General features: G+C 71.7%; 27 protein-coding genes. 10 read left to right on the top strand and 17 right to left on the bottom strand.

From position 1 onward, the window contains the following. The first annotated feature begins 2 nt into the window (after positions 1-2). Positions 3-851 (top strand): hypothetical protein, encoded by an 849-nt coding sequence (locus tag PVE36_RS00690; protein WP_277453934.1) that lies wholly within the window; start codon positions 3-5, stop codon positions 849-851. Between the two features lie 85 nt (positions 852-936). On the opposite strand, the gene PVE36_RS00695 is transcribed toward PVE36_RS00690, so the two are convergent. Genes PVE36_RS00695 through PVE36_RS00710 form a run of 4 tightly spaced genes read right to left on the bottom strand, consistent with a single transcriptional unit; the run spans position 937 to position 5,565 of the window. Continuing rightward, complete coding sequence (locus PVE36_RS00695) at positions 937-1,590, bottom strand: LUD domain-containing protein (protein WP_277453936.1); 654 nt, start codon at positions 1,588-1,590, stop codon at positions 937-939. Further along, a complete protein-coding gene (locus PVE36_RS00700) occupies positions 1,587-3,002 on the bottom strand; it encodes a LutB/LldF family L-lactate oxidation iron-sulfur protein (protein WP_277455885.1) in 1,416 nt (471 codons plus the stop codon). The genes PVE36_RS00695 and PVE36_RS00700 overlap by 4 nt, the downstream gene beginning before the upstream one ends. A 44-nt stretch (positions 3,003-3,046) precedes the next feature. Beyond that, positions 3,047-3,838, bottom strand: coding sequence for a (Fe-S)-binding protein (locus PVE36_RS00705; protein ID WP_277453939.1), 792 nt, complete (start codon positions 3,836-3,838; stop codon positions 3,047-3,049). Then, positions 3,835-5,565, bottom strand: a complete 1,731-nt coding sequence (locus PVE36_RS00710; RefSeq protein WP_277453941.1) for an L-lactate permease — start codon at positions 5,563-5,565, stop codon at positions 3,835-3,837. Before PVE36_RS00710 ends, PVE36_RS00705 begins: the two co-directional genes overlap by 4 nt. Positions 5,566-5,727: 162 nt before the next feature. Between PVE36_RS00710 and PVE36_RS00715 the strand changes: the two genes are divergently transcribed. Beyond that, the gene (locus tag PVE36_RS00715; protein ID WP_277453943.1) at positions 5,728-6,456 is read left to right on the top strand and encodes an FCD domain-containing protein; all 729 of its coding nucleotides are present in this window, start codon (positions 5,728-5,730) and stop codon (positions 6,454-6,456) included. Positions 6,457-6,589: 133 nt separating this feature from the next. Here PVE36_RS00715 and PVE36_RS00720 read toward each other — a convergent pair whose 3' ends face one another. Beyond that, positions 6,590-7,450 (bottom strand): DNA-formamidopyrimidine glycosylase family protein, encoded by an 861-nt coding sequence (locus PVE36_RS00720; RefSeq protein WP_277453946.1) that lies wholly within the window; start codon positions 7,448-7,450, stop codon positions 6,590-6,592. Then, entirely contained in the window at positions 7,443-8,519 is a 1,077-nt protein-coding gene (locus PVE36_RS00725; RefSeq protein WP_277453947.1) for a phosphatase domain-containing protein, read from the bottom strand. Before PVE36_RS00725 ends, PVE36_RS00720 begins: the two co-directional genes overlap by 8 nt. Before the next feature lie 28 nt (positions 8,520-8,547). On the opposite strand from PVE36_RS00725, the gene PVE36_RS00730 reads away from it, so the two are divergent. Further along, the gene (locus tag PVE36_RS00730) at positions 8,548-9,696 is read left to right on the top strand and encodes a hypothetical protein (RefSeq protein ID WP_277453948.1); all 1,149 of its coding nucleotides are present in this window, start codon (positions 8,548-8,550) and stop codon (positions 9,694-9,696) included. 4 nt (positions 9,697-9,700) lie between these two features. Continuing rightward, the gene (locus tag PVE36_RS00735; protein WP_277453950.1) at positions 9,701-10,021 is read left to right on the top strand and encodes a putative quinol monooxygenase; all 321 of its coding nucleotides are present in this window, start codon (positions 9,701-9,703) and stop codon (positions 10,019-10,021) included. A gap of 107 nt (positions 10,022-10,128) precedes the next feature. Here the strand turns inward: PVE36_RS00735 and arsC are convergent, their stop codons facing one another. Genes arsC through PVE36_RS00755 form a run of 4 tightly spaced genes read right to left on the bottom strand, consistent with a single transcriptional unit; the run spans position 10,129 to position 13,176 of the window. Continuing rightward, a complete protein-coding gene (gene arsC / locus PVE36_RS00740; protein WP_277453951.1) occupies positions 10,129-10,485 on the bottom strand; it encodes an arsenate reductase (glutaredoxin) in 357 nt (118 codons plus the stop codon). A gap of 20 nt (positions 10,486-10,505) precedes the next feature. Further along, positions 10,506-11,906, bottom strand: a complete 1,401-nt coding sequence (locus tag PVE36_RS00745) for a PQQ-binding-like beta-propeller repeat protein (RefSeq protein WP_277453953.1) — start codon at positions 11,904-11,906, stop codon at positions 10,506-10,508. Between the two features lie 30 nt (positions 11,907-11,936). Then, entirely contained in the window at positions 11,937-12,851 is a 915-nt protein-coding gene (locus tag PVE36_RS00750; protein ID WP_277453954.1) for an exodeoxyribonuclease III, read from the bottom strand. 10 nt (positions 12,852-12,861) lie between these two features. Further along, the gene (locus PVE36_RS00755) at positions 12,862-13,176 is read right to left on the bottom strand and encodes a GNAT family N-acetyltransferase (RefSeq protein WP_277453955.1); all 315 of its coding nucleotides are present in this window, start codon (positions 13,174-13,176) and stop codon (positions 12,862-12,864) included. A gap of 163 nt (positions 13,177-13,339) precedes the next feature. On the opposite strand from PVE36_RS00755, the gene gdhA reads away from it, so the two are divergent. Beyond that, positions 13,340-14,695 (top strand): NADP-specific glutamate dehydrogenase, encoded by a 1,356-nt coding sequence (gene gdhA / locus PVE36_RS00760; protein WP_277453956.1) that lies wholly within the window; start codon positions 13,340-13,342, stop codon positions 14,693-14,695. A gap of 73 nt (positions 14,696-14,768) precedes the next feature. Here the strand turns inward: gdhA and PVE36_RS00765 are convergent, their stop codons facing one another. Then, on the bottom strand, positions 14,769-15,047 hold the full coding sequence (locus PVE36_RS00765) for a hypothetical protein (protein ID WP_277453957.1): 279 nt from the start codon (positions 15,045-15,047) through the stop codon (positions 14,769-14,771). 344 nt (positions 15,048-15,391) lie between these two features. Here PVE36_RS00765 and PVE36_RS00770 point away from each other — a divergent pair, with 344 nt between their 5' ends. Further along, positions 15,392-16,873 (top strand): DEAD/DEAH box helicase, encoded by a 1,482-nt coding sequence (locus PVE36_RS00770; RefSeq protein WP_277453958.1) that lies wholly within the window; start codon positions 15,392-15,394, stop codon positions 16,871-16,873. Between the two features lie 127 nt (positions 16,874-17,000). On the opposite strand, the gene PVE36_RS00775 is transcribed toward PVE36_RS00770, so the two are convergent. Then, entirely contained in the window at positions 17,001-17,783 is a 783-nt protein-coding gene (locus tag PVE36_RS00775) for a thioesterase family protein (RefSeq protein ID WP_277453959.1), read from the bottom strand. A 20-nt stretch (positions 17,784-17,803) separates the two neighbouring features. Next, entirely contained in the window at positions 17,804-18,643 is an 840-nt protein-coding gene (locus PVE36_RS00780; RefSeq protein ID WP_277453961.1) for an SDR family NAD(P)-dependent oxidoreductase, read from the bottom strand. Positions 18,644-18,780: 137 nt separating this feature from the next. On the opposite strand from PVE36_RS00780, the gene PVE36_RS00785 reads away from it, so the two are divergent. Together PVE36_RS00785 and PVE36_RS00790 are read left to right on the top strand one after the other, a co-directional pair. Then, entirely contained in the window at positions 18,781-19,590 is an 810-nt protein-coding gene (locus tag PVE36_RS00785) for a maleylpyruvate isomerase family mycothiol-dependent enzyme (RefSeq protein ID WP_277453962.1), read from the top strand. Between the two features lie 80 nt (positions 19,591-19,670). After that, complete coding sequence (locus PVE36_RS00790) at positions 19,671-20,681, top strand: aldo/keto reductase family protein (RefSeq protein WP_277453963.1); 1,011 nt, start codon at positions 19,671-19,673, stop codon at positions 20,679-20,681. Between the two features lie 43 nt (positions 20,682-20,724). Here the strand turns inward: PVE36_RS00790 and PVE36_RS00795 are convergent, their stop codons facing one another. From PVE36_RS00795 to PVE36_RS00810, 4 genes are read right to left on the bottom strand one after another with little or no spacing between them, the layout of a single operon-like run. Further along, positions 20,725-22,071 (bottom strand): deoxyribodipyrimidine photo-lyase, encoded by a 1,347-nt coding sequence (locus tag PVE36_RS00795; RefSeq protein WP_277453964.1) that lies wholly within the window; start codon positions 22,069-22,071, stop codon positions 20,725-20,727. Then, positions 22,071-23,081, bottom strand: coding sequence for an NADP-dependent oxidoreductase (locus PVE36_RS00800; protein ID WP_277453965.1), 1,011 nt, complete (start codon positions 23,079-23,081; stop codon positions 22,071-22,073). The genes PVE36_RS00795 and PVE36_RS00800 overlap by 1 nt, the downstream gene beginning before the upstream one ends. Before the next feature lie 5 nt (positions 23,082-23,086). Then, on the bottom strand, positions 23,087-23,509 hold the full coding sequence (locus tag PVE36_RS00805) for an organic hydroperoxide resistance protein (protein WP_277453966.1): 423 nt from the start codon (positions 23,507-23,509) through the stop codon (positions 23,087-23,089). Then, positions 23,506-23,958 carry a MarR family transcriptional regulator gene (locus PVE36_RS00810; protein ID WP_277453967.1) on the bottom strand — a complete coding sequence of 151 codons (453 nt, stop codon included), beginning with the start codon at positions 23,956-23,958 and terminating at the stop codon, positions 23,506-23,508. The genes PVE36_RS00805 and PVE36_RS00810 overlap by 4 nt, the downstream gene beginning before the upstream one ends. Before the next feature lie 76 nt (positions 23,959-24,034). On the opposite strand from PVE36_RS00810, the gene PVE36_RS00815 reads away from it, so the two are divergent. Beyond that, on the top strand, positions 24,035-24,661 hold the full coding sequence (locus PVE36_RS00815; protein WP_277453968.1) for a hypothetical protein: 627 nt from the start codon (positions 24,035-24,037) through the stop codon (positions 24,659-24,661). Positions 24,662-24,736: 75 nt separating this feature from the next. Beyond that, positions 24,737-25,210: a pyridoxamine 5'-phosphate oxidase family protein gene (locus tag PVE36_RS00820; protein WP_277453969.1), complete on the top strand. Its 474-nt coding sequence runs from the start codon at positions 24,737-24,739 to the stop codon at positions 25,208-25,210. Positions 25,211-25,313: the final 103 nt, after the last annotated feature.

Raw genomic sequence — 25,313 nt, forward strand, 5'->3', positions numbered from 1 at the left:
CGATGTCCCAGACGCCCGTGCCCACCCGACCCGGTGAGCCGCAGGACCCGGAGATGCGGGAGCGCTACCTGCGTGACGCCCAGCGGGTGCGCGAGACCAGGCGCGCCGAGTCCGCGCGGCTCGCGGCGGAGGTCCCCCCGTCGCGCACCCCCTCCGGCCCCATCTGGGTCGTCGCGGGCCTGCTCACCATCGTGCTCGTGCTCGGGGTCGGGATCCTCCTCGCCGGGCCGATGCTGAAGCAGACGTCCACGAGCGAGCAGGCACTGCCCGCGGACGTCTCCGACCTGCGGATCGACAACGCCGTCGGTGACGTACGCGTCCGTGCGGCGGACGCCGGCGAGGAGCCGCGGGTCACCCGCACGACCGAGTGGGGCCTGCGCCGACCGGACGCCTCAGTCGACGTCACCGGCGGCACCGCCTCGCTGGAGGCGACCTGCCCCTCCGGGGTCGTCCTGCCCTGCTCGACCGACTGGACGGTCGTCGTGCCCGAGGGTGCGGACGTGCGGATCGAGGAGGGCGTCGGCCGGGTCACGGTCGAGGGCATCGACGGTGACGTCGACGTCGAGACCGGTGTCGGTGACGTGCGGATCGCCGAGTCCACGGGCGGGCGCATCACCGCGAACCTGGGGGTCGGCTCGCTGTGGGTCGAGTCCGTCGAGCCTCCGCAGCACGTGCGCGCCAAGGTCGGCGTCGGCGGCGTGTCGGTGCAGCTGCCGGACACGGCCGCGTACGACGTCGATGCCAGCGGGGGTGTCGGGGACGTGCACAACGACCTCGGCAGCGACCCCGCGTCGGACCGCACGGTCGTCGTCGAGGGCGGCGTCGGGTCGGTGAGCCTCTCCGCCTCCTGACTCCGGGCGCAGAAATCGACTCAGGACGCGGTAATTACCACGTCCTGAGTCGATTTTCGCGTCCCGGGGCGAAGGGGTGGGTGGCCTACACCTCGACGAGCAGCACGACCAGGGTCCGGGGGCCGTGGACACCCTCGACCCGCTCGAGCTCGATGTCGCTCGTGGCGCTCGGCCCGCTGATCCACGTCAACGGCCGCGCGTCGTGCGGGTCGGGCCGCAGGCGGGAGACCGCGTCCGGCACGTCCGCGACCACCTGGTCGGCACGCACGACGCACACGTGGGTGTCCGGGACGAGCGTCAGGGCGCGTCGGCCCTGGTCGGCCCGGTGGTCGAGCACGATGGTCCCGGTCGCCGCGATCCCGACCGCGGACGCGGTGAGGACGGCGTCGACCCGGTCCAGGTCGGCGGCGGCGAGCGAAGGGGAGTCCCGCAGCACCTCGGGTGCGGTCCCCAGGGAGCCGGTCCACTCCTCGTCGACACCGTCGGGGACGATGACCGATCGGCAGTCGTTGTCCTGCAGGACCCGGGCGATCGTGTCGGCGAGGTCGGAGGCGTGCACCCGCAGGACGCTCGCCTCGTAGTCGGCGACGGCCTCGGCGAAGCGGTTTAGCGTCGCCGTGGCCGGGCTCTCCTGCGGTGACGCGGTGCCGGTGGGGTGGGGGACCCCCTTCGCCTCCGTGGTGATGTCCGCGGTCGCCCCGCGGATCCGGTCGAGGATCTCCTGCTTGGCGCTGCTCACTGCGTCCCCCTCTCGCGAGCCCACCACTGCCGGAAGGACTCCGTGGGGGGTGTGGGCACGTCCCGGGCACTCGTCCACGCGCCCATGCCCGGGACGGTGCGGATCGTGCGGTCACCGAGGAGGCGACCGACGGAGTTCGCGGCCTTCTGTGCGGCGCCGAGGCGGCGCGGGTCCGACAGCACCCAGCCGGCGGCGGCCATCGCGGCCGACTCGGCGCTGGGTCGCTCCTGGTCGGCGACCTCGCCGCGCAGCTTCACGAGCAGCTCGGGGATGTTGATCTTGACCGGGCAGACCTCGTAGCAGGCGCCGCACAGGGTCGAGGCGTACGGCAGCGACTTGTCGACCTCGCTCGCGGTGCCGCGCAGCTGCGGGTTGAGCACCGCACCGATCGGCCCCGGGTAGACCGAGCCGTAGGCGTGGCCGCCGGTGCGCTCGTAGACCGGGCAGACGTTGAGGCAGGCCGAGCAGCGGATGCACCGCAACGCCTGGCGCCCGATGCTGTCGCCGAGGACGTGCGTGCGGCCGTTGTCGAGCAGGACGACGTGCACCTCCTGCGGGCCGTCCCCGTCGTGGGTGCCCGTCCACGTCGAGGTGTAGGGGTTCATCCGCTCGCCGGTGCTCGAGCGAGGCAGCAGCTGCAGCATCGGAGCGAGGTCGTCCCAGCTCGGCAGGACCTTCTCGATGCCGACGACGGAGATGAGCGTCTCCGGAAGGGTCAGGCACATCCGGCCGTTGCCCTCCGACTCGACGACCACGAGGCTGCCCGTGTCGGCGATCGCGAAGTTCGCCCCCGAGATCCCGACCTTCGCCCGCAGGAACTTCTCCCGCAGGTGCAGTCGGGCGGCCTCGGCGAGGCGGGCCGGGTCGTCGGTGAGGTCCTCGGGCGCGGCCCGGCCGACCGCGCCCATCTCCCGCAGGAAGATCTCGCGGATCTCGCTGCGGTTGCGATGGATCGCCGGGACGAGGATGTGGCTGGGCAGGTCGCCGCCGAGCTGGACGATCAGCTCGGCCAGGTCGGTCTCCCAGGCGTCGATGCTGGCGTCCCGGAGGGCCTCGTTGAGCTCGATCTCCTGGGTGGTCATCGACTTGACCTTGACGACCTCGTCGGTCTCCTTGGCCCGGACCAGTCCGGTGACGATCCGGTTGGCCTCCTCGGCGTCGCGCGCCCAGTGGACGGTGGCGCCGTTGGCGGTGAGGTTCTCCTCGAGCTGCTCGAGGTAGTCCGCGAGGTGGGCCAGGGCCTCGTCCTTGGCGTCGGCGCCTGCGGTGCGCAGGGCCTGCCAGTCGTCGAGCTCGCCGACGACCCCGGCCCGCTTGGCGCGGATCGTGTGCGTGGCGTGGTGGAGGTTGTGGCGCTGCTGGGTCCTGCCCAGCGCCTCCTCGGCGGCCTCCGGGAAGGACGGCATACCCATGAAGGTCGGTGACGTCTCCTGCAGGGGGCCCGGTCGGGTGGTGGTCACAGCTGCTCCTCCTCCGTGCTCGCGAGGATCTCGGCGAGGTGCAGGCGCCGCACTCCCGCGCGCTGGCGGGAGAGCATCCCGCCGATGTGTGCCAGGCATGAGTTGTCGCTCGCGACGACGACCTCGGCCTGCGTGCCGGTGATGTTGCGGGCCTTGTCGGCCCCCATGGCGATGGAGACGTCGGCGTTCTTCATCGCGAAGGTCCCACCGAACCCGCAGCACTCCTCCGCGCCGGGCAGCTCGACGAGGTCGATGCCCTTGACGGCGCGCAGCAGCGACAGGGGCTTGTCGCCCACGTGCAGCATGCGCAGGGAGTGGCAGGTCGGGTGGTAGGTCACCCGGTGCGGGAAGTATGCGCCGACGTCGGTCACGCCGAGCACGTCGACGAGGAACTCCGAGAGCTCGTACGTGCGGGGCGCGGTCTGCTGCACGCGACCGAGGAGCGTGTCGTCGCCGACCTCACGGGCGATCGTCGCGTGCTGCTCACGCACCGACCCGACGCACGACCCGGACGGGGCGACGACCGCGTCGTACCCGTCGAAGACGTCGACGAAGCGGCGCACCAGCGGTGCCGCGTCCTTGCCGTAGCCGGTGTTGGTCTGCATCTGGCCGCAGCAGGTCTGCTCCATCGGGAACTCGACCTCGCACCCGAGGCGCTCGAGCAGCCGCACGGTCGCCTTGAGCGTCTCCGGCCACATCGTGTCGTTGAAGCAGGTGGCGAAGAGGGCGACGCGCAGGTCGGTGGCGCCGATCGGGTGCGAGGACGGGGCGGGCGACGAGGTGGTCATGGCAGCATCCAGGAGAGAACGGTGGACTGGAGTCCGACGAGCAGGCACATCACGATGATGAGCCCCACGCTCCACGGTAGGACCTTGCGCAAGATCTCGGACTCCCTGCCGACCAGCCCGACGGCGGTCGCCGCGATGGTGAGGTTCTGCGGGCTGATCATCTTGCCGACCACACCACCGGAGGTGTTCGCGGCGACGAGCAGCGTCGGGTCGATGCCGGCGCGCTCGGCAGCGCTCTGCTGCAGCGTGGCGAAGAGGGCGTTGGCGCTGGTGTCCGAACCGGTGACCGCAGTGCCGATCCAGCCGAGCAGTGGGCTGAAGAAGGCGAAGGCGGTGCCGGTGCCGGCGATCCAGGCGCCGATGGTGATGGTCTGGCCGGAGAGATTCATGACATAGGCCAGCGCCAGCACGGAGGCGACGGTGAGGAAGGCGAAGCGCATCTGGATGGCGGTGGCCTTCATCTCGGCGAAGAGACCGGAGAAGCCGATGCCGTAGACGAGCGCGACGACGATGCCGCAGATCAGCAGCAGGGTGCCGGGGGAGGAGAGCCACGGGAAGCCGTAGGTGGTGGAGCCGCTGACGCTGCCGTCGTGGTTGAGGACCTGGCCGTCGAGACCGGGCCACGGGACCGCCACGTCGGTGCCGGTGAGGAAGGCATCGACCGGCGGGACCAGCTTGGCGATCGAGAAGACCGCGACGACGAGCACGTAGGGGAACATCGCCCACGCGATCGACTTCGGGGTGAGCGCGTCGGCCTGGGCATCGAGCTCCTCGGGCGAGACGTGGTGCTCACCGGCGGAGCCAGAGGCGGCGTCGGTCGGGGCGCCACCGACGGTCGCGAACTGCTTCTCGCGCTCGACCTGCAGGGACTCGGTGGCCTCGTCGCCGCCGGTCGGCTGCCAGACGCGCAGGAAGGCGACGGCGACGGCCAGGGAGACCAGCGAGGCGATGATGTCGGTCATCTCGACCGAGATCCACGTGGCGGAGATCCACTGGGTGACCGCGAAGGTGATGCCGATGACGACGGCTGCCGGCCAGGTCTGCTTCACGCCGCGCTTGCCGTCGACCATGAGCACGAGGAGCAGCGGGACGAAGACCGCGATGACCGGGGCCTGGTGACCGACGTAGGCGCCGATCTCCTGGTAGGGGATGCCGGTGAGGTTGCCGGCGGTGATGATCGGGATGGCGATGGCACCGAAGGCGACGGGGGCGGTGTTGGCCAGCAGTACGACTGTGGCGGCGCGAAGGGGGGCGAAGCCGACGGCCATGAGCATGACGCCGGTGATGGCCACCGGGGCGCCGAAGCCGGCCAGCGCCTCGAGGAGGGCACCGAAGCAGAAGGCGATGATGATCGCCTGGATGCGCGGGTCGTCGGAGATCAGCCGGAAGGTCGCGCGCAGGTCCTCGAAGTGACCCGAGCGCACCGTGACCTGGTACAGGACGATCGCCGTGAAGACGATCCACATGATCGGGAAGAGGCCGAAGACGGCTCCCTCGGTCGCGGAGAGGAACGCCAGGTCGATCGGCATCCCGAAGAAGAGGACGGCCACGAGGATGGCGACGGCGACCGAGCTCAGGCCGGCCCAGTGGGCCTTCCACTTAAGGACGCCGAGGGTGACGAAGATCGTCACGAGCGGGAGGAGGGCCACGAGGGCAGAGGCGACGAGGCTGTCCGCGACCGGGGCGATGTCGGGCTGGAAGGCGGCTGGTGCTGCAGCGGTGCTCATGGGTCTCCGGGTGCACTTCGTTGGGCAGGAGTAATGGTCGGACCATTCAGGTGGCCGACTGTAGAGGACCGCGCCGTGGCGTGTCAATGGTCGGACCATTGTCCTCCCGCAATGGTCCGACCATCTGTTCTCCACAGCCTCGGCGCGTGCCATCCTGTGCTGGTGACCGTTGACGCCACCCCAGCACCGGCTCGGGCCCCCAAGGCCTACGAGATCGTGCTCGCGTGGGTCGACGAGCAGATCCTCGGCGGCCGCCTGGCGGTCGGGGACACCCTCCCCGCCGAGCGCGAGCTGGCGAGGATGCTCGAGGTCGGCCGCGGGGCCGTGCGTGAGGCGGTCCGCACGCTGGAGGCCCAGGGCGTGGTCCGCTCCGCTGTGGGCGCCGGGGGAGCGGGCGGGACGATCATCACCGCCGTGCCGAGCGGCGCCCTCGGTCGCCTGCTGCGACTGCACGTGGCCCTGGCCAACTTCCCCGTACCCGACGTCCTCGAGGTGCGGGTCTCCCTGGAGTCGTTGAGCGTGCGGTTGGCGGCGACCAACGCGACGCCCGAGCACCTCGCGTCGATCGAGGAGCTGCTCGAGCGGATGTCGGACCCGGACATCGACCGGGTGACCTTCAACGACTGCGACACCGCCTTCCACGTCGCGCTCGCATCGGCGGCCGGCAACCACCTCGCGCGCGACTTCACCGCCGCCATCCGGGAGTCGATGCGGCTGCCGATACTCGACGCCTTCCGGTCGGTGGGGCGGTGGGAGGACGTCGTCGACAAGCTCCGCGCGGACCACCGGGCGATCTACGAGGCGGTCGCCGCCGGTGACGGGGACGCCGCCGCGCAGATCACCGAGGAGCACATCCGCTCCGCCTGGCGCCTGATCACCGCCGACGTCTGACCTCCCCCCTGTTTTCGCAGGAGCCTAAGCAGTTGCGGACTTGGGGGCCCGGGTATTCGCAAGAGCCTAAGCAGTTGCGGACTTGGGGGCCTGGTTTTCGCAAGAGCCTGAGCAGTTGCGGACTTGGGGGCGGCTACTTGAGGAACTTGCTCGTGCGCCGGTCGGCGAGCACCTTGCCGCCGGTCTGGCAGGTGGCGCAGTACTGCAGGGACCGGTCGGCGAAGCTGACCTCGCGCACGACGTCCCCGCACACCGGGCACTCCTCGCCGGTGCGGCCGTGGACGCGCATCCCCGCGCGCTTGGCGTCCTTCAGCTGCTGGGCCGGTTTGCCGGAGGCGGCGGCGACCGCATCGGTCAGGGTCGTGATCAGTGCCTCGTAGAGGACGTCGACCTCGTCGTCGGTGAGCTTCGCGGCATGGGCGAAGGGGGACAGCCGCGCCACGTGCAGCACCTCGTCGGAGTAGGCGTTGCCGACCCCCGCGATGAGCGACTGGTCGCGCAGGACGCCCTTGACCTGGGCCGGGCGCCGGGCGAGCAGCTCGCCGAAGGCCTCCCGGGTGAAGCCCGGGGACAACGGGTCGGGGCCCAGGCGGGCGACGCCTGGCACCTCCTGCACGTCGCGGACGAGGTAGGCGGCCACGCTCTTCTTCGTCCCCGCCTCGGTGAGGTCGAAGCCCGAGCCGTCGGACATCCGCAGCCGCAGCGCGACGGGGGACTTGCCCGGCCGCAGCATCGTGCGCGGGAGCTCCTCGCTGAAGCGGATCCACCCCGCGCGCGCCAAGTGGATGACCATGTGCGTCCCGTCGCAGTCGATGTCGAGGAACTTGCCGTGCCGGTGCACCCCGTCGACCGGCGCACCGGCCAGGGCCTGCGGCGGTGGGTCGACCGTCTTCAGGACGGTGAAGGAGGCGAGCTCCAGCGACTCGACGGCCAGCCCGCCGAGGTGCTCGTCGAGGAAGTCGACGAGTCCCTGCACCTCGGGCAGCTCAGGCATCGCTCCGCTCCGAGGGTGTGGTCCCGAGGGCCTGGCGCATCTGCTCCAGCATCGTGTAGCCGTCGGCCGCGTGGCAGATCGGCAGCTGGACCCCGACGTGCTGCTCGTAGGCGTCGGTGGCGATGGGGGTGAAGTGGCTCAGCAGCTGCTCGGTCGCGGACAGCACACGGATACCGATGGCGCGCACCCGGTCGGGGCGCTGCTCGGCGAACTCGCCGTAGATGCTCGGGTCGTGCTGCCCGTCGTCACCGATCAGCACCCACCGGACCTCGGGCAGCTCGCGCACGAGCCGGTGCAGGCAGGCGCGCTTGTGGTCCTGGCCGGAGCGAAACCAGCCGGTGTTGGTCGGGCCCCAGTCGGTCATGAGCATCGGCCCGAGCGGGTAGCCGGCCCGCCGCAGGAAGCGGGTCAGCGGCGGCACGGCGTTCCACGCGCCCGTCGAGACGTAGACGATCGGTGCGCGCGGGTGCTCGCGCAGCAGCTCGCGGTACATCGTCGCCATCCCGGGGACGGCCCGGCGGGTGCCCTCGTGGCGGAAGAAGGTGTTGTACGCGGCGATCATCGGCCGGGGCATCGTTGTCGTGATGATCGTGTCGTCGATGTCGGAGACGATCCCGAAGGTCTCCTCCGGGTCGACGATGAAGACCGCCGCCGTCGTGTCCGCGGCCCGCGGCGAGGAGATGTGCAGGTCGTGCCAGCCCGGCTCGAGGTCGTGGCCGGTGATCGTCAGGTCGAGGATGCCCGAGCGGTCCACGCGGGTGCGGAACTCCTTCTCCCCGATGGTCACGGTGACCGGCTCGCCGCTGGCCGGGGTGGCGAAGAAGAAGCGCCACCCCCTTCGCTCGTTGTCGGCGGTGCGCAGCTCCAGCCAGGTCGCCCGGGCGTCGGCCGCGGCGGGGGCGTACGGGCGGCGGGTCATCAGCACCCGGCCGAGGACGCGCACCCGGTCCACGCTCCCGTAGCCGGTGTGGGCGAGCACCCGGGTGCCCCATCCGCGGCGACGCATGGCGCCGGCCACCTGGCGGTGCCATGCGTCCTCGATGATCGCGGCGGAGTGCGGTCTCGGCATGCTCCGAGCCTAGGGGAGGATGTCGTGCGTGAGTCACCGGGCGAAGGGGGAGGACCGTCACCTCGACATGGTGTCGATGGGGTGCCGGTGGGTGCTCGACGTGTCCGGGCTCGATGCGGCGACCGCCGCGGGGACCGCGGCCCGGTGGCAGCGGTGCATCGACCTCGCCACCCGGGCGACGACGATCGTCGACGACGAGCCGGAGACGATCCGCGTCACCACGTCGCAGCAGCCCTACGACCTCTCCCGCGAGGTGACCAACAAGGGGCTGGTGCGGCTGCGCGGTCGGGTCACCCTGCTGCACGCGGCGGCGCTCGCCGACGAGTCGGGACGCGCGATCGCTCTCGTCGCACCCTCGGGTGGGGGCAAGTCGACCGCCACCCGGGTCCTCGGGCGGCGGCTGGGCTACCTCTCGGACGAGACACTCGTGCTGCTGGAGGACCACCGCATCGCGCCGCACCCCAAGCCGCCGTCCCTGGTCGTCGACCCGCGGGACCGCTGGCGCAAGGAGGAGCCGTCACCGGACGAGCTCGGCCTCGGGCCGACGCCGGGGCTGGCCCGGCTCGAGCGACTGCTCACGCTCGAGCGGGACGGGGAGGCCACCGAGCCGAGCATCGAGCCGGTGGGCCTGCTCGACCAGCTCATCGCGGTGCTGCCGGAGACCTCCTCGACCTGGCTCGTCCCCGACGGTCTGGACCGGCTGGCCCGCGCGGTCACCGTCGGTGGGCCAGCCGCCCGGCTGCGCTACGCCGAGATCGACACCTGCCACGACCTCGTGCGCGAGCACCTCGCCGGCCCCGCCATGCCGCCCCCGGCATGGGAGCACCTGCCCCCCGACGACCCGCACGTCCTCGGGGAAGTGCCAGACACGGCCCCCAAGGATCCGCACCTCCCTGGGGAAATGCGTCTCGGGGCGGCCACCCAGCTCGTCCGGGGGTCGTGGTCGGACGCCATCGCCCACGACGGTGAGGTGCTCGTCCTCGTCGGGTCACGCCCCCTTCGCCTGGCCGGTGCCGGGGCCGCGATCTGGTTGGCCGCGGACGTGGAGCACACCATCGACGAGCTGGTCGACGTGGTCGTCGCCGAGCTCGGGGACCACCCCGATGCCAGTGCGCTGGTGCGCGCGGCGGCCGCCGACCTGGTCAACCACGGCGCGCTGCGGACCGCGTTAGCGTGAGGGCATGATCCTCATCGTCGTGAAGTACCGCACCAAACCCGAGTGGACGCAGCAGTGGCCCGAGCTCGTCCGGGAGTTCACCGAGGCCACCCGCGCCGAGCCGGGCAACATCTTCTTCGAGTGGAGCAAGAGCCTGGAGCGCGAGGACGAGTGGGTGCTCGTCGAGGCCTTCCAGGACGACGCCGGCGAGGCGCACGTGAGCAGCGAGCACTTCGCCAAGGGCCTGGAGACCATGCGGCCCGCGCTCGCCGAGACGCCGCGCATCATCAGCCGCGTCGTCGAGGGCACCGGCTGGGAGGAGATGGGCGAGCTGCAGGTGGACTGAGTTCGCCCCACCAGCCCCCCGATTTCCGGGTGACCCGATGAACCCCCGCCTCGCATGAGTTCCAGACTCTTGCGAAGCGGGGGTTTCTCCTGCTGAGTGGGGTGCGCTCAGTCCTCGACGAAGGGGGCGACGCGGTCCTTCGGGCGGCCGATGATCGCGCGCTCGCCCTTGACGATGACGGGCCGCTGCATCAGGCGCGGGTGCTCGACGAGGACGGCGACGACCTGGTCGGTCGTGGCGACGTCGTCATCGCTCAGCCCCTGGTCCTTGAAGAACGAGTCCCGGCGCACGAGGTCGGTCGGCTCGTCCTCGAGCTTGGCGATCAGCTCGCGCAGGGCCGCCTCGTCGAGGGGCTCCTTGAGGTACTGCACGACCTGGGCCTGCTTGCCGGCCGCGTCGAGGGTCTCGAGGGCGGAGCGGGAGGTCGAGCACTTCGGGTTGTGCAGCACGGTGAGGTCACTCATGGCTGTCACCGTAGCGGTGCCTACCGGGCCTGGTAGACGGTGACCGTCTCCTCGCCGGCAGCGTCGGCGCCGATCACGGCGAAGCGCTCGGACGCTCCGGTCGGGTCGAGCGCCTTGATGGTGCGCGCCTGCTCCCACGGGCCGTCGACCGACCACGCCTGCTCACCCGTCTCGGGGGCCAGCGCGGTCAGCCCGTCGTCGTCGGCCACGACGAGGTGGTCGCCGTCGCAGGAGATGGCCGCCTCGTCCGGCAGCGGGCGGCGCCACAGCTCGCGACCGTCCTCGAGGGCGTGCACGGAGGCGGCGTGCCCGGTCACGTCGTCGTACGGGTCGTTGGTCAGGGCCACGACGCCACCGCACACGGCTCCCAGCCCCACGTCGGAGGGGATGCTCCACAGCGGGTCCTCGTCCACGTCACCGCTGGGCAGCACCTGGGTGTTGCCGGATCCGTCGTGCAGGAAGCGGTGGTCGGTGGCGCTGCCGTCGTCGACGAACTGGCGGGCGGACTCGGCGATGCCGGTCAGCGCGTCGGCGTTGTCCGAGGACATCACGACGAGGTCGCCGGTCTCGGCCGAGAGGGCGAAGGGTTCGCCGTCCTCGGTGGTCACGTGCGTGATGACGAGCTCGTCGCCGAGGAGGTGGATCTCGCTGAGGATCCCGTCGCCGATGCTGGCCGGGGACTGGTTGTGCCACAGGATCGAGCCGTCGGCCCCGATCCTCGCCGCGTGCACCGACGCCGTCCGGGTGGCGGCCTCGTCCTCCTGGACGAGCACACTCACGTGGACGTCGTCACCGCGGCGCTCGGCGCTCATGCCGACGATCGTCGAGTCCTGCGGGGTCGGTGCCCCGGCGTAGGGCACGACCTCGGCGAAGGGGGCACGCGCCACCTGCGCGCCGTTGTCCGCCGAGATGGTGCGGAAGGCGTACTGGTCGGGGCCGCTGGTCCCGGTCTCCACGCAGACGAGCGCGTCGGCGGTCCCGCCGACGCAGATCTCACCGGTGTCCACCTGCCCCGCGGGGACGGACTCGGAGGTCGACCACGCCACCCCACCGGTCGTCAGGTCGACGGCGGAGCGGAAGTCGTGCCGGTCCCCGCGGGAGCTGCTGACGGTGCCCTCGGCCACGACGGTGTCGGCGTCGAGCGGGCGCCAGGTGACGACGCACGTCGCTCCGCGGCACTCCTGCCGCGGGTCCGTCGCGGCGACGGGGAGGGTGAAGAGCTGCGTGGGTGCCCTACCCATCGTCGCCAGCAGGTCGTGCGTCACCGGCCGTCCGGTCTCGCGGAACGCCGTCACACGGTCGGACGCCTGTTCCGGCGGCTCGCCCTCGGGGGCGGGGTCGTCACCGATGAGGCTGCACCCGGCGAGCACGCCGACGGCCAGCGCGGCACCGACCGCGCGGATCCGCCGGGTGTGGGTCATGCGGGTGAGCCCCCTTCTCGTGGTCTCCGGTCAGGCGTCGACGTAGTCGACGACGACGGCCGCGTGGTCGCTGACCCGCTCGGCCGCGCTGGCCGGTCGGTCGGTCCCGGCGGCCACGGCCCGCTTGGCCAGCGCCGGGGTCGCGAGGTGGTAGTCGATCCGCCAGCCGGTGTCCCGGTCGAAGGCGCCGCCCATCCACGACCACCACGACATCGGGCCGTCCGCGTCCGGGTGGACGTGGCGCACGACGTCGATGAGGGTGCGTGGCGAGACGATCGAGGAGAACCACTCGCGCTCCTCGGGCAGGAACCCCTCGGACTTGGCGCTCCCGCGCCAGTTGGTGAGGTCCTGGCGGGTGTGGGCGACGTTGAGGTCACCGAGGAGCAGGAAGTCCCGGCCCGCGGCCCGCGCCGCCTTGCGGGAGCGGTCGAGCTGCCGGGCGAAGGAGGCGAGGAAGCCCATCTTGCGCTCGTACTTCGCCCCGCCGTCCGGCGCCTCGCGCCCACCCGGCTTCTGCAGATGGGCCGGCAGACCCCCCTTCGGCAGGTAGAGGGAGGCGACGGTGACCGCGCGGTCCGACAGGTCCACCTCGACGTACCTCCCCTCGGAGGCGAAGGGGGCCAGTCCCCGCGCCATCGTCCCCGGCGGGGAGGGCTCCCGGTGGGTGTGCTCCTCGCCGGGTGCGCGCACCAGCACCTCGCCGTCCCAGGTGCGCACGGCCGCCGGGCGCTCGCGGGTGAGCACGGCGACGCCGTTGCGACCGGCGATGTGGCCGGGCTCGTAGGTCAGGTGGTACTCGCCGAAGACACCCGGCGGCAGCTTGTCGGGTGAGCAACGGACCTCCTGGAGCGCGACGACGTCGGGGTCGCGCTCGGCGAGCCACGGCTCAAAGCCACGGCGCTGCGCCGCGCGGATGCCGTTGACGTTGAAGGTGGCGACGCGCATGCGGGCGGTGTCAGGCACCGACCGCGGCGAGGTCGTCCGGCGTGGGCTTGGCGGTGATGTCCTCGTGCTCCGGGTGCTTCGTCAGCCACTTCTTGACGTAGGGGCACACCGGAACGACGGTCAGCCCCTCCTCGCGGGTCGCGTCGATCGCCTCGCCGACGACGATCCCGGCCAGGCCCTGCCCGCCGAACTCCTCGCCGATCTCGGTGTGGAAGAAGATCCGGCGTCCGTCCCGGTCGAGGAACTGGGTGAACCCGGCGACGGTGTCGTCGCTGCTGATCTCGAAGCGATCCGGGTTGCTCTCGCGGGTGACAGAGGTACTCATGGGGCCCACTGTGCCACGCGTCCCGATCCGTGAGAGAGGTCACTTCCGCGGGGTGGCGGGGGGCGCGAGTGTCTTCTCAGCCAAAGGACGGGGACACGGGATCGGCGACCGGGCCGCTACCGTGTGGCCCCTGAACGCGACCCGACGATGATGGAGATCAAGCATGTCTGCTCCCGCCCTCCACCCCCTCTTCACGAGTCATTTCGACGAGGTGATCGCCCGCAACCCCGGTGAGAAGGAATTCCACCAGGCGGTCTACGAGGTGATGTCGTCGCTGTCGCCGATCGCCGGCCGGGTCCCCGAGTACGCCCAGTGGTCGATCATGCAGCGCATCTGCGAGCCGGAGCGTCAGATCATCTTCCGCGTCCCGTGGACGACCGACACCGGTGAGGTCCAGATCAACCGTGGCTTCCGCGTCGAGTTCAACTCCGCGCTCGGCCCGTACAAGGGTGGGCTGCGCTTCCACCCGAGCGTGAACCTGTCGATCATCAAGTTCCTCGGCTTCGAGCAGGTCTTCAAGAACTCCCTGACCGGCATGCCCATCGGCGGCGGCAAGGGCGGCTCCGACTTCGACCCCAAGGGTCGCTCGGATGCCGAGATCATGCGCTTCTGCCAGTCCTTCATGACCGAGCTCTACCGCCACATCGGCGAGTACACGGATGTGCCGGCCGGTGACATCGGCGTCGGCGGTCGTGAGCTGGGCTACCTCTTCGGCCAGTACAAGCGCATCACCAACAACTACGAGTCCGGTGTCCTCACCGGCAAGGGCCTGTCCTGGGGCGGCTCGCAGGTGCGCACCGAGGCGACCGGATACGGCACGGTCTTCTTCGCCCAGGAGATGCTCAAGGAGCGGGGCGAGTCCCTCGAGGGCAAGAAGGTCGTCGTCTCCGGATCCGGCAACGTCGCGATCTACGCCGTCGAGAAGATCCACCAGTTCGGCGGCAAGGTCATCGCCGTCTCCGACTCGGGCGGCTACGTCGTCGACGAGGACGGCATCGACCTGACGCTGCTGCAGGAGATCAAGGAGCTCCAGCGGGGCCGCCTGACCGACTACGCCGAGGCGAAGGGGGGATCCGTCCGCCACGTGGCCGACGGCTCCATCTGGGACGTCCCGTGCGACGTCGCCCTCCCGTGCGCCACGCAGAACGAGCTGACCGGGGACCACGCCAAGGTCCTCGTCGAGAACGGGCTCCAGCTCGTCGCCGAGGGCGCGAACATGCCGTGCGTGCCGGGTGCCGTCGAGGTCTTCCGCGACGCCAAGGTGCTCTACGCGCCCGGCAAGGCTTCCAACGCCGGTGGTGTCGCCACCTCCGCACTGGAGATGCAGCAGAACGCCAGCCGCGACTCCTGGGGCTTCGAGGAGACCGAGGCGCGCCTCGAGGACATCATGCGCGACATCCACCGCAACTGCGTCGAGACCGCGGCCGAGTTCGACCAGCCCGGGGACTACGTCATGGGCGCCAACCTCGCGGGTTACATCAAGGTCGCCGACGCGATGGTGGCGCAGGGCGTCATCTGATCCACCCCACGTTGGTCGAGGTGCGAGTTCGCGCAGCGAGCGAGCCTCGAGACCGCCTACCTGAGTGCGCACATCAGGTGATCGGCTCGTGGCAGTCGCACCCACAGCGCGCCTCGAGGTCTTCCTGGTCGTGCGTCACCTGGAAGCGCGAGCCGAGGCACAGCGAGACGAGTGAGACGCAGTACGGGTTCTCGCAGATCTCGAACCGCCCCTGCTCGTGTCGACGGAGCAACTCCACCACCGCGAGCATCGCCCCCGCCTCCAGGACGCTGAGGTGCGGCGCGTGCAGTCGGGCTCGCAAGAGGGTCAGCTCGGCGGTGTGGTCGGGTTGATCCGTCGCGTCTCGGTGCATTCGGCCACCCTGAGCTCCGGCGAAGGGAGAGTCAGCTCCCCTCGACGGGTCGTAGCTTAACCGCAGCTCTGCTGTCGAGAAGCCTCGAATGGTTGTGTGTTGAACCGGTACCTCCCGGTGCCGGCAGGGCTCTTGCAGCGTCCCCGGCAGCGTGGGCCACCTCTTCAACACACAACCGTGGTGAGTGTCCCCCTTCGCCACCTGTAGACTGGACACCAGCAGCCGCCCAGTTCTGCAGCGTGCTGCTCTTCTTCTTGCAACGATGCCAACGCGCCGCGACCGCACACAGCGGGTCCGCGCCGGGCAGAACCGAAGCATCATGACTCCCTCAGGAGCACCCCTTCGTGACCACCACGTTCGCCGACCTCGGCGTGCCCACCGCCCTCACCTCGATCCTCGAGAAGGACGGCATCACCACCCCCACCCCCATCCAGGCCGCGACGCTGCCGGACTCCCTCGCCGGCCGTGACGTCCTCGGCCGCGGGCGCACCGGCTCGGGCAAGACCCTCGCCTTCGTGCTGCCGATGCTCACCCGCCTCGCGGCCAGCGACAAGCGCCGCCAGGGCCGGCGTCCCCGCGCCCTGATCCTCGCGCCGACCCGTGAGCTGGCGACGCAGATCGACGAGGCCCTCGCCCCCTTCGCCGCCGTCCTCGGCATGCGCAGCCGCACCGTCTTCGGTGGCGTCGGCCAGAACCCCCAGGTCAACGCCATCGCCAAGGGCGTCGACGTCGTCGTGGCCTGCCCCGGCCGCCTCGAGGACCTGATGAACCAGGGCCACGTGAACCTCGACTCCATCGAGATCACGATCCTCGACGAGGCCGACCACATGGCCGACCTCGGCTTCCTCCCCGGCGTGAAGCGCATCCTCGACAAGACCCCGCGCGGCAGCCAGCGGATGCTCTTCTCCGCCACGCTCGACGGCGCGATCAACCAGATCGTCAAGCGCTACCTGGACCAGCCGGTCACCCACGAGGCCGACTCGGCGCAGTCCCCGGTCGCGAAGATGACCCACCACGTGCTGCACATCCAGTCCAACCAGCACCTGCCGGTCCTCACCGACCTCGTCGCGGCCCCCGGTCGCAAGGTCGTCTTCACCCGCACCAAGCACCGCGCCAAGCGGATGGCCCGCCAGCTCAACGCCGCCGGGGTCCCCGCGGTCGAGCTGCACGGCAACCTCAGCCAGGGTGCGCGCACCCGCTCGATGGACGCCTTCCACTCCGGCGCGGCCCAGACGCTCGTCGCCACGGACATCGCCGCCCGCGGCATCCACGTCGACGACGTCGCCCTCGTCATCCACGCCGACCCGCCGGTCGAGCACAAGGCCTACCTCCACCGCTCGGGCCGGACCGCCCGTGCCGGCGCCGAGGGCACGGTCGTCACGCTCATGACCGACGAGCAGGTCCGCGACGTGCGTGACCTCACCCGCAAGGCCGGCATCAAGCCGACGACGACCAAGGTCACCTCCGGCGACGCGCTCCTCGCCGAGCTCGCCCCCGGTGAGCGGTCCTTCCCCGGCGGCTTCGTCGCCGCGACCCCGCAGCAGCAGAGCGGGGCGAAGGGGGGTTCCCGCGGCGGTCGTGGCGGCTCCGGCCGTGGTGGCCAGGGCGGCCGCAACGGCGGTGGCGCTGGTGGTCGCGGTGAGCGCGGCGGCGCGGGTCGCAACCGCAACGGTCAGGGCCGCGGCTCCGGCCAGGGCGGCTCCGGTCGCGGTGGCCAGTCCCGCGGTGCCGGTCAGGGCCGCAGCGGCGGATCGCGCCAGGGCGGCAACTCCCGCGGCGGCAGCGTCGTCGCCTTCTCCTCGAGCAGCTCGGGTCGCAGCCGCTGATCCTCACCAGCTGACGCAGACGCCCCGCAGAGCCATGGACCCTGCGGGGCGTTTGGCATTCGAAGAAGGAACGCGGCCTCGAGGGCGCGTTCCTTCTTCGAATGAGGGTCGTCGGTCGGGTGCTGGCTCAGCCGAAGACGGACACCGTCTGCCGGCTGATCGCCACGAGCCGACCGTCCGGGTGCCAGATGCGGGCGTCGGTGTGGGCGTACCCGTCCTCGGCATGGTCGGTGTGCACGGCGTAGGCCCAGTGGGCGTCCGGCTCGGCGGTCACGTCGTCGAGGAGCTCGAGCGTCCAGGTCAGGCTGCTGCCCGGCGCGGGCTTCGCCAGCATCTGGATGACCGCGGGCGGCCAGGAGTCGGCGAGGCTGACGAAGTGCCGCTCGTCGAAGGCCGGCGGCGCCTCGCGGAAGCGCATCCACCCCGTCATGTGCGAGGTCTCCGCTCCGGAGTAGGGGATGTTGCCGTCGGCCAGACGCATCTCGACGTGCTGGAAGAAGTCCGGCGTCATCCCGGGGACGTAGGGCAGCGGGTCGATCGTCGTGGGCTCGGGCAGCTGCGGCATCGCCATCGCCGAGCGCACCGCCAGGGCCGACTCGCGCGGCGCGCCGAAGGCGGCCAGTGCCGCAGCCACGACCGTGTCCGCCTGGCGCAGCGTCACCAGGCCCTGCGTCGCGCTCTTGCCCGAGCGCAGGATCTGCACGTCGACCTCGGCCGCCCCGGGGGTGACCGGCGCGACGAAGTTGACCGTGAGGCTGCGCAGCGGCACGTCCGCGGGCAGCTGGGCCCGCAGCGCCGAGTGCATCAGCCCCCCGACGAGCCCGCCGTAGGTGGCCCGGCCCTGGCCCCAGCCCTCCTCGACGTGGGCGGTACCGGTGGCGGCTTGGTCGAGCATCTCCTGCAGGTTCATGGGCTCACCCTAAGCAGGCCTCAGGAGTCGAGCTGCACCTGTGCCCGGTAGCCCTCGCGGAAGGTCGGGTACCGCAGCCGGAAACCGCTTTCCCGCAACCGTGCGTTGCTCATCCGGCGGCCGCTCGGCTCGGTGCTCCCGGTCGGCTCCGGCCGCGGCACCCCCAGCTCGTCGGCGACGAAGTCCCGCACGGCCCCGGCGGTCGCCGGCTCGTCGTCGGTGCCGATGTAGAGCGGCTGCAGCGGGTCGACCCGGGTGAGCAGGTGGACGGCGGCAGCGGCCGCGTCGTCGCGGTGCATCCGGTTCGTCCACCTCCCCGGGTCGTGGTTCTCGCCCTGCCGGACGCGGGTGACCAGCCGGTTGCCCGGCGCCCCGTACAGACCGGTGAGGCGCAGCACCGCCCCCTTCGTCCGGTCGTGGAAGAGCCGCTCGGCCTCGAGCAGCACCTCCGCCCGCCCGGTGGCCGGCGCGGGTGCGGTGTCCTCGTCGATCTCCCCCTCGAGGTCGCCGTAGACGCTCGTCGAGGAGATGAGCACCGCTCGCCGCGGGGTGCCGGCGCGCAGCACGGCGTCGACCCCCCGTCGCATCGCCTCGACGTAGGTGTGGCGGTACCCGGTCTCGTCCCGCTGGTCGGGAGCGAGGGCCACGAGAAGCAGGTCGGCGGGCAGGTCCGGCAGGTCGTCGGTGGCGAGATCCGCGGAGAGACCGGTGATCTGGGCGGGGAGGGCGTCGATGGTGCGGCGGACACCGGTGACGTGGTGGCCGGCGTCGGCGAGTGCGGTCCCGACGCGGATCCCGAGGTCACCGGCACCGATGAGGACGACGCGAAGGGGGGATCCGTCAGCTCGGTAGGTGGTCACCGCCCGATGGTCCCACGCCCTCACCCGCAACTGCTTGGGCTCCTGCGAGCAGGGCGGCGCAACTGCTTGGGCTCCTGCGAGCAGGTGCCGCAACTGCTTAGGCTCTTGCGAAACCCTCGGCGCTCTAGGGTGTCGCCATGACCAACGCTGACCCGCTGACCGTGTGGGACGAGGCCGCGCAGGATCTCCTGGCGCTCCTCCACGACCTGTCCGAGGAGGAGTGGGACCGCCCGGCGCTCCCGGGCTGGACCGTGCGCGACGTCCTCGCCCACCTGACCCACCTGGAGTCCGAGGCGGCCGGCTTCGAGCAGCCGGCGGGCGGCCGGGTCGTGGTCGAGCCGGCCCGCAACCAGCCGATGCCGACCGAGGTCACCGAGGCCGGGGTCGCCGCCCGGCGTGGCCGCTCGGCGCAGGAGCTGCTCACCGAGCTCGAGCGGGCCAGCGCGGTGCGCCGCGAGGCACTGGCGAGCGCGGACCTGAGCGACCCGAAGGCCCCCGCGCTCGGTCTCGCCGGCGAGCTGGGCTGGGACATGCGCACCTGGCTGCGCAACCGGCCCATCGACCTGTGGGTCCACGAGCAGGACATCCGCCGCGCCACCGGCCGGCCGATGACGACGGCGACGACGGGCGCGGCGCACGTCGCCGGCGTGATGACCGCTGCCTTCCCGGCCGCGCTGCGCAAGCTGCCCGCCGGCACCTCCGTCGTCGCCCACGTCAGCGGCCCCCAGGGCCGGGTCCTCACCGCCCGGGTCGGCGAGGACGGGCGGGCGGCCCCCTTCGCCCCCGAGGACGGCGCCGAGGCTGAGGCGGTCGTGCTGGAGATGAGCGACGAGACCTGGCTGCTGCTCACCGGCGGGCGGATCGCGCCCGAGGACGCCGAGGTCACCGTGACCGGCGACGCGGACATCGCGGCGCGCGTGGTGCGCCAGCTGAACGTCACCCCCTGAGACGCAGTCGAAGACGGAGCGCGACCTCGAGGCCGCGCTCCGTCTTCGACCCAGGCCTCCAGCCCGCGTAGCGTGGCGGCATGAAGCATCGATACCTCGGCAACAGCGGTCTGAAGATCTCCGAGATCGCCTACGGCAACTGGCTCACCCACGGGTCGCAGGTGGAGGCGGACGCGGCGAAGGCGTGCGTGCGCGCCGCGCTCGACCACGGCATCTCGACCTTCGACACCGCCGACGTCTACGCCAACACCGCCGCGGAGAGCGTCCTCGGCGAGGCGCTCGTGGGGGAGCGGCGCGAGTCGCTGGAGATCCTCACCAAGGTCTACTGGCCGACTGGCCCGAAGGGACCCAACGACTCCGGCCTGTCCGCCAAGCACATCCGCGAGTCGATCGACGCCTCGCTGGTGCGGCTGCGCACGGAGTACGTCGACCTCTACCAGGCGCACCGCTTCGACACGGAGACGCCGCTGGAGGAGACGATGCAGGCCTTCGCGGACGTCGTCCGCTCCGGCAAGGCCCTGTACATCGGCGTCAGCGAGTGGACGGCCGAGCAGATCCGCGAGGGGCACGCGCTGGCCAAGGAGCTGGGCATCCGGCTGATCTCCAGCCAGCCGCAGTACTCCATGATCCACCGGGTCATCGAGGGCGAGGTCGTCCCGACCTGCCAGGAGCTCGGCCTCTCCCAGGTCGTGTGGTCCCCGATCGCCCAGGGCATCCTCACCGGCAAGTACCAGCCGGGTCAGCCGCTGCCCGAAGGGAGCCGGGCCGCCCACGAGGAGGCCGGCCAGTCGATCGCCGGCCGGGTCAACGACGACGCCCTCCTGACCGCCGTGCAGGGTCTGCGGCCGATCGCCGAGGAGCTCGACCTGACGATGGCCCAGCTCGCGGTGGCTTGGGTCCTGCAGAACGAGAACGTCGCGGCCGCCATCATCGGGGCCTCGCGCCCCGAGCAGGTCGAGGAGAACGTCGCTGCGTCCGGCGTGGTGCTCGAGCCGGAGGTCATGACCAGGATCGACGACGTCCTCGGCGAGCACGTCGCGAGCGACCCCGCGATCACGGCCAAGCAGGCGCCGCAGACGCGGCCGAGCTGAGGTCGACCCCGGGCCGGCTGGCCCCCGGTCGGCCGGCCCGGGGTCAGCCGGCCTCGTAGCGCTGGAGGGCGACTGACCGCTCCTCGGCGTGGTCGACGATCCGCCGGGGGTAGTCGTGGGCGTACCCGTCATCGTGCTTCCACGGCTCGTGCGCGGCCTTGCCCGGCAGGTGTGCCAGCTCGGGCACCCACCGGCGCACGTAGTCACCGTCGGGGTCGAAGCGCTGCCCCTGGGTCACGGGGTTGAAGACGCGGAAGTAGGGAGCCGCGTCGGTGCCGGTTCCGGCGACCCACTGCCAGCCGTGGTTGTTCGACGCCAGGTCGCCGTCGACGAGGTGCTCGAGGAAGTGCCGGGCGCCGGTGGGCCACCACACGTGCAGGTCCTTGGTCAGGAAGCTCGCGGTGACCATGCGCACCCGGTTGTGCATCCAGCCCTCGGTGAGCAGCTGACGCATCCCGGCGTCGACGAAGGGGTATCCGGTGCGCCCCTCGCGCCAGGCCGCGATGGCATCCTCCGGCTCGTCGTAGGAGATGGCCAGCGGGCGCAGGTCGTGCCAGGCGGACTCCGGCTGCGCGAGCAGCACGTCCGCGTAGAACTCCCGCCACGCGAGCTCGGTGCGGTAGGCCCGGGCGCCTGCGTCGCCGCGGCCGGCGAGGTCGGCCAGGAGCTGTCTGGGGTGGACGACCCCGAGGTGGAGATCGGCGGACATCCGCGAGGTGCCGTCGCGGTCCGGCCGGTCCCGGTCCCCGTCGTAGTCCGTCAGCGGCCCGTCGCGGAAGTCCGCCCAGCGCCGCAACGCGGCCTCCTCACCGGCGTCGGGCAGCTCGATCGGGCTCTCCCGGATCGCCTTGTCGATCATCGCGGCGACGCGGCCGTCGCTCGCGGCCTCGGCCCACCGCACGTCGGTGGGTGCCGCCAGGGGCGCGGCCCAGCCGTGCTCCAGCCAGGCCCGGGCGAAGGGGGTGAAGACCTTGAAGGGGGTGCCTCCCTTCGTCGTGAGCGTCCCGGGGTCGACCGCGAAGGGGGACCCCGTGGCAACTCCTTCCACCCCGATCTCCTGCAGCCCGGCGACGACCCGCCGGTCGCGGTCGAGGCCGTAGGGCTCGTTCTCGCGGGAGACGTGCACGGATCCGGCCTCGACCTCGCGGGCCACGCGCGGCACGACGTCGACCGGGTCGCCGAGCCGGATGACCAGTCGGCCGCCCAGCGACTCGTCGAGGTGACGCAGGGTCGCGGCGAGCCAGGCGAGCTTCGGTCCGCCGGATGGCTTCCACAGCGAGGGGTCGATGACGAAGAGGGGGAGCACCTCGCCCCGGGCGGCCGCCTCGCACAGGGCGGGGTGGTCGCCCAGACGCAGGTCCCTGCGGAACCACAGCAGCGAGGTGCTCATCAGAGCCGCACGAGCATCTTGCCGGTGTTGGCCCCGGCGAGCAGGTCGATGAAGGCCTGCGGCGCGCCCTCGAGACCGTCGCGGACGGTCTCGTCCCCGACCAACCGCCCCTCGGCGAGCCACGTGGCGGCGTGGGCGCGGTACTCGTCGGCCAGGTGCGGGTACTGACTGACGATGAAGCCGCGCAGGGTCAGTCCCTTGCCGATGGCCTGGAAGAGGTTGCGTGGGCCCGGAGCGGGCTCGGTCGCGTTGTACTGGGAGATCGCTCCGCACATCGCCACGCGGCCGAAGCGGTTGAGGTGACCGATCGCGGCCTCGAGGTGGTCGCCGCCGACGTTGTCGAAGTAGACGTCGATGCCGTCGGGGACGACCTCGCGCAGGCCGTCGCGCACGGAGGTCTCCTTGTAGTTGAACGCCGCGTCGTACCCGAGCTCGAGCAGCCGCTCGATCTTCGCCGGGGAGCCGGCCGAGCCGACCACACGCGCGGCGCCGAGAGCCTTGGCGACCTGACCTGCGACCTGCCCGACGGCGCCGGCGGCGCCGGAGACGAAGACGGTCTCCCCCTCACGCATCCCGGCGATGGCGGTCAGGCCCACGTAGGCGGTCACCCCGGGCATGCCCAGGACGCCGAGGTAGGCGGACGCCGGTGCGGCCTCGGTGTCGATGACCCTCGCCTCTGCAGCGGGCAGGGTGACGTGCTCGCGCCAGCCGAGACCGTGCACGACGTGAGCCCCGACCGGGACGTCCGCGGAGCGGGAGGCGATGACCTCGCCCACCGCCCCGCCGTCCAGCGGAGCATCGATCCGGAAGGGGGCGACATAGGACTTTGCGTCGTTCATCCGGCCGCGCATGTAGGGGTCGACCGACATGAGCGTGTTGCGCACGAGGATCTCGCCGTCGGCCGGCTGCGGCAGGTCGACGGTCTCGAGGCGGAAGTTCTCCGGCGTCGGCTCGCCGTGCGGCCGTGAGGCCAGGGAGATCTGACGGGTGGTCGTGGGGGTGCTGCTCATCTGCATCAGTCCTGGACGACCGTGACGGTCACGTCGATGTTGCCGCGGGTGGCGTCGGAGTAGGGGCACACCTCGTGGGCGCGGTCCGCCAGCTGCTGGGCGGCCTCGTCCTCGACGTGCGGCAGGGTCACCTCGAGCTCGACCGCGAGGCGGAAGCCCCCGGCGTCGGTGGAGCCGATGTGCACGCGGGAGCCGACGGCCGAGTCACGCAGGTCGGCCTTCGTCTCGCGGGCGACGGCCTGGAGGGCGGAGTGGAAGCAGGCGGCGTAGCCGACGGCGAAGAGCTGCTCCGGGTTGGTGCCGTCGCCGGACCCGCCCATGGCCGTCGGGACGGCCAGGTCGAGGTCGAGCCGCCCGTCGGCGCTGCGGCCGCGGCCGTCGCGCCCGGCCCCGGTGGCCAGGGCTTCTGCGGTGTAGATGGGGTTCATCGTGGTGCTCCTTCGTCGGGGTGGGTGGTCGCCGCCTCGCTGAAGCGGCGGGCGAGCCGGCGGAGCGTCGCCAGCTCGTCGGTGTCCATGTCCAGGGACTCGTACAGGCGCTGCTGCATGGCGCAGACCCTCGGCTCGAGCTCGCGGCCGGCCGGCGTGAGGTGGATGGTCACGGCCCGGCCGTCGCTCCCTTCGCGTCGGCGCTCGACGAAGCCCGCGTCGACCATCCGCCCCAGCAGGGGGGAGAGGGTGCCGCTGTCGAGGTGCAGGGCCGCGCCGAGCTGCGAGACGGTGCGCCCGTCCTCCTCCAGCAGCGCGAGCAGGGCGACGTACTGGGTGTACGTCAAACCCATCGCGGTGAGCTCCTCGCGGTAGCCCGCCATGGCGGTGCGTGCCGCCGAGTACAGCGCGAAGCAGAGCTGCTGGTCGAGCTGGTGGTCGGTCTGCATGCGTCGACAGTTGCACACATTTAGATTGCGCACAACTTGGTTGTGCGCAATCTATCCATCCTGCTTGGATGGTCCGATGGCACACAGGCGGACGGTGGACCGGTTCGACGGGCGGATCCTCGGGGCCGGGACGAGCAGCGGGGTCCGTCTCGTGGTCGGCGACTGGGCCGACTCGCCGCTGGGGTCCTTCACCGACGTCATGGTCGCGACCGCCGACGACCGCAGGGTGCTCCTGGCGCCCACCGATGCGGTGGCCGACTACGTCACCTCGACCTACACCTTCGACGAGGTGGTGCGGTGCGACGTGGCACTGACCGAGACCGGGGCGAAGGGGGCCCGCCGCTGGCTCGTCGAGGCCGGGCCACTGCGCGCCAGCCTCGACCTCGGGTCGCGGACGGCGACCGGGTGGCTGCTCGCAGCGGTGCCCGGGCCGCTCACCCGCAGCCGGGCCTTCGCGACCCTCGCCGACCCGGTGGCGCGCCTGGTGCACCCGGGCGTGCGGACCCGGGGCAGCGCGGGCAACGGGCGCCGGGAGTACTACGGCGCCCGCGACCAGCACGCCGTCACCCACGCGGCCGGGACGTGGCGGGGCCGGGACCTGGGACGCCTGGGCGAGGTGACCCCGGACCCGCGCTTCGGCTTCAGCTCCACCCCCGCGCAGCCGAGCCTGACCGTGGTGACGACCACCGTCGTGCGGGTGTGAACGGCCCGTGACCGGGTAGTGCGCCGACCTGCGGCGCCCACCGGTGCCGCACCCCATCCGGAGAAGGAGAGCCACATGCCGCACGAGAAGGACGTCGTCACCTCGATCATGAAGGACACGCGGATCGCGGTCCTGACCTACGTCGACGAGCAGGGACGTCTGGTCTCCATGCCGATGGCCACGCAGGAGTTCGACGACCCGGGTGTCGTGCACTTCATCACCGAGGCCGTCGCCGACAAGATGTCCGCCATCGAGGCCACCCCGCAGGTCAACGTCGCCTACTCCTCCGACGACGGGTGGGTCAGCCTCAGCGGCACCGCCCGACGCAACGACGACCGCAGCCTGCTCGAGCAGCTTTGGGGCCCGGCGAATGCAGCCTTCATGCCCGGTGGACCCGAGGACCCCAACAGCACCGTGCTCACGGTCACCGCGGAGACCGCCTCCTACTGGGAGTCGCCCGGGAAGGCCGCGCTGGTGGTGGAGATGGCCAAGGGCGTCGTCGGCGACCACAAGGCCAAGCCCGGCGACTCCGGCACCATCTCCCTGTGATCCGGGAGGACGGGCGCGTCAGGGGCTGATCGGTCGGGGGCACCTCACCGGACACCCGGCGCCGATCGCTCGGGTCGGGTAACGTCGATCGCGTCCGAAGCTC

The organism is Janibacter sp. DB-40 (genome assembly GCF_029510815.1).
GTDB lineage: Bacteria > Actinomycetota > Actinomycetes > Actinomycetales > Dermatophilaceae > Janibacter.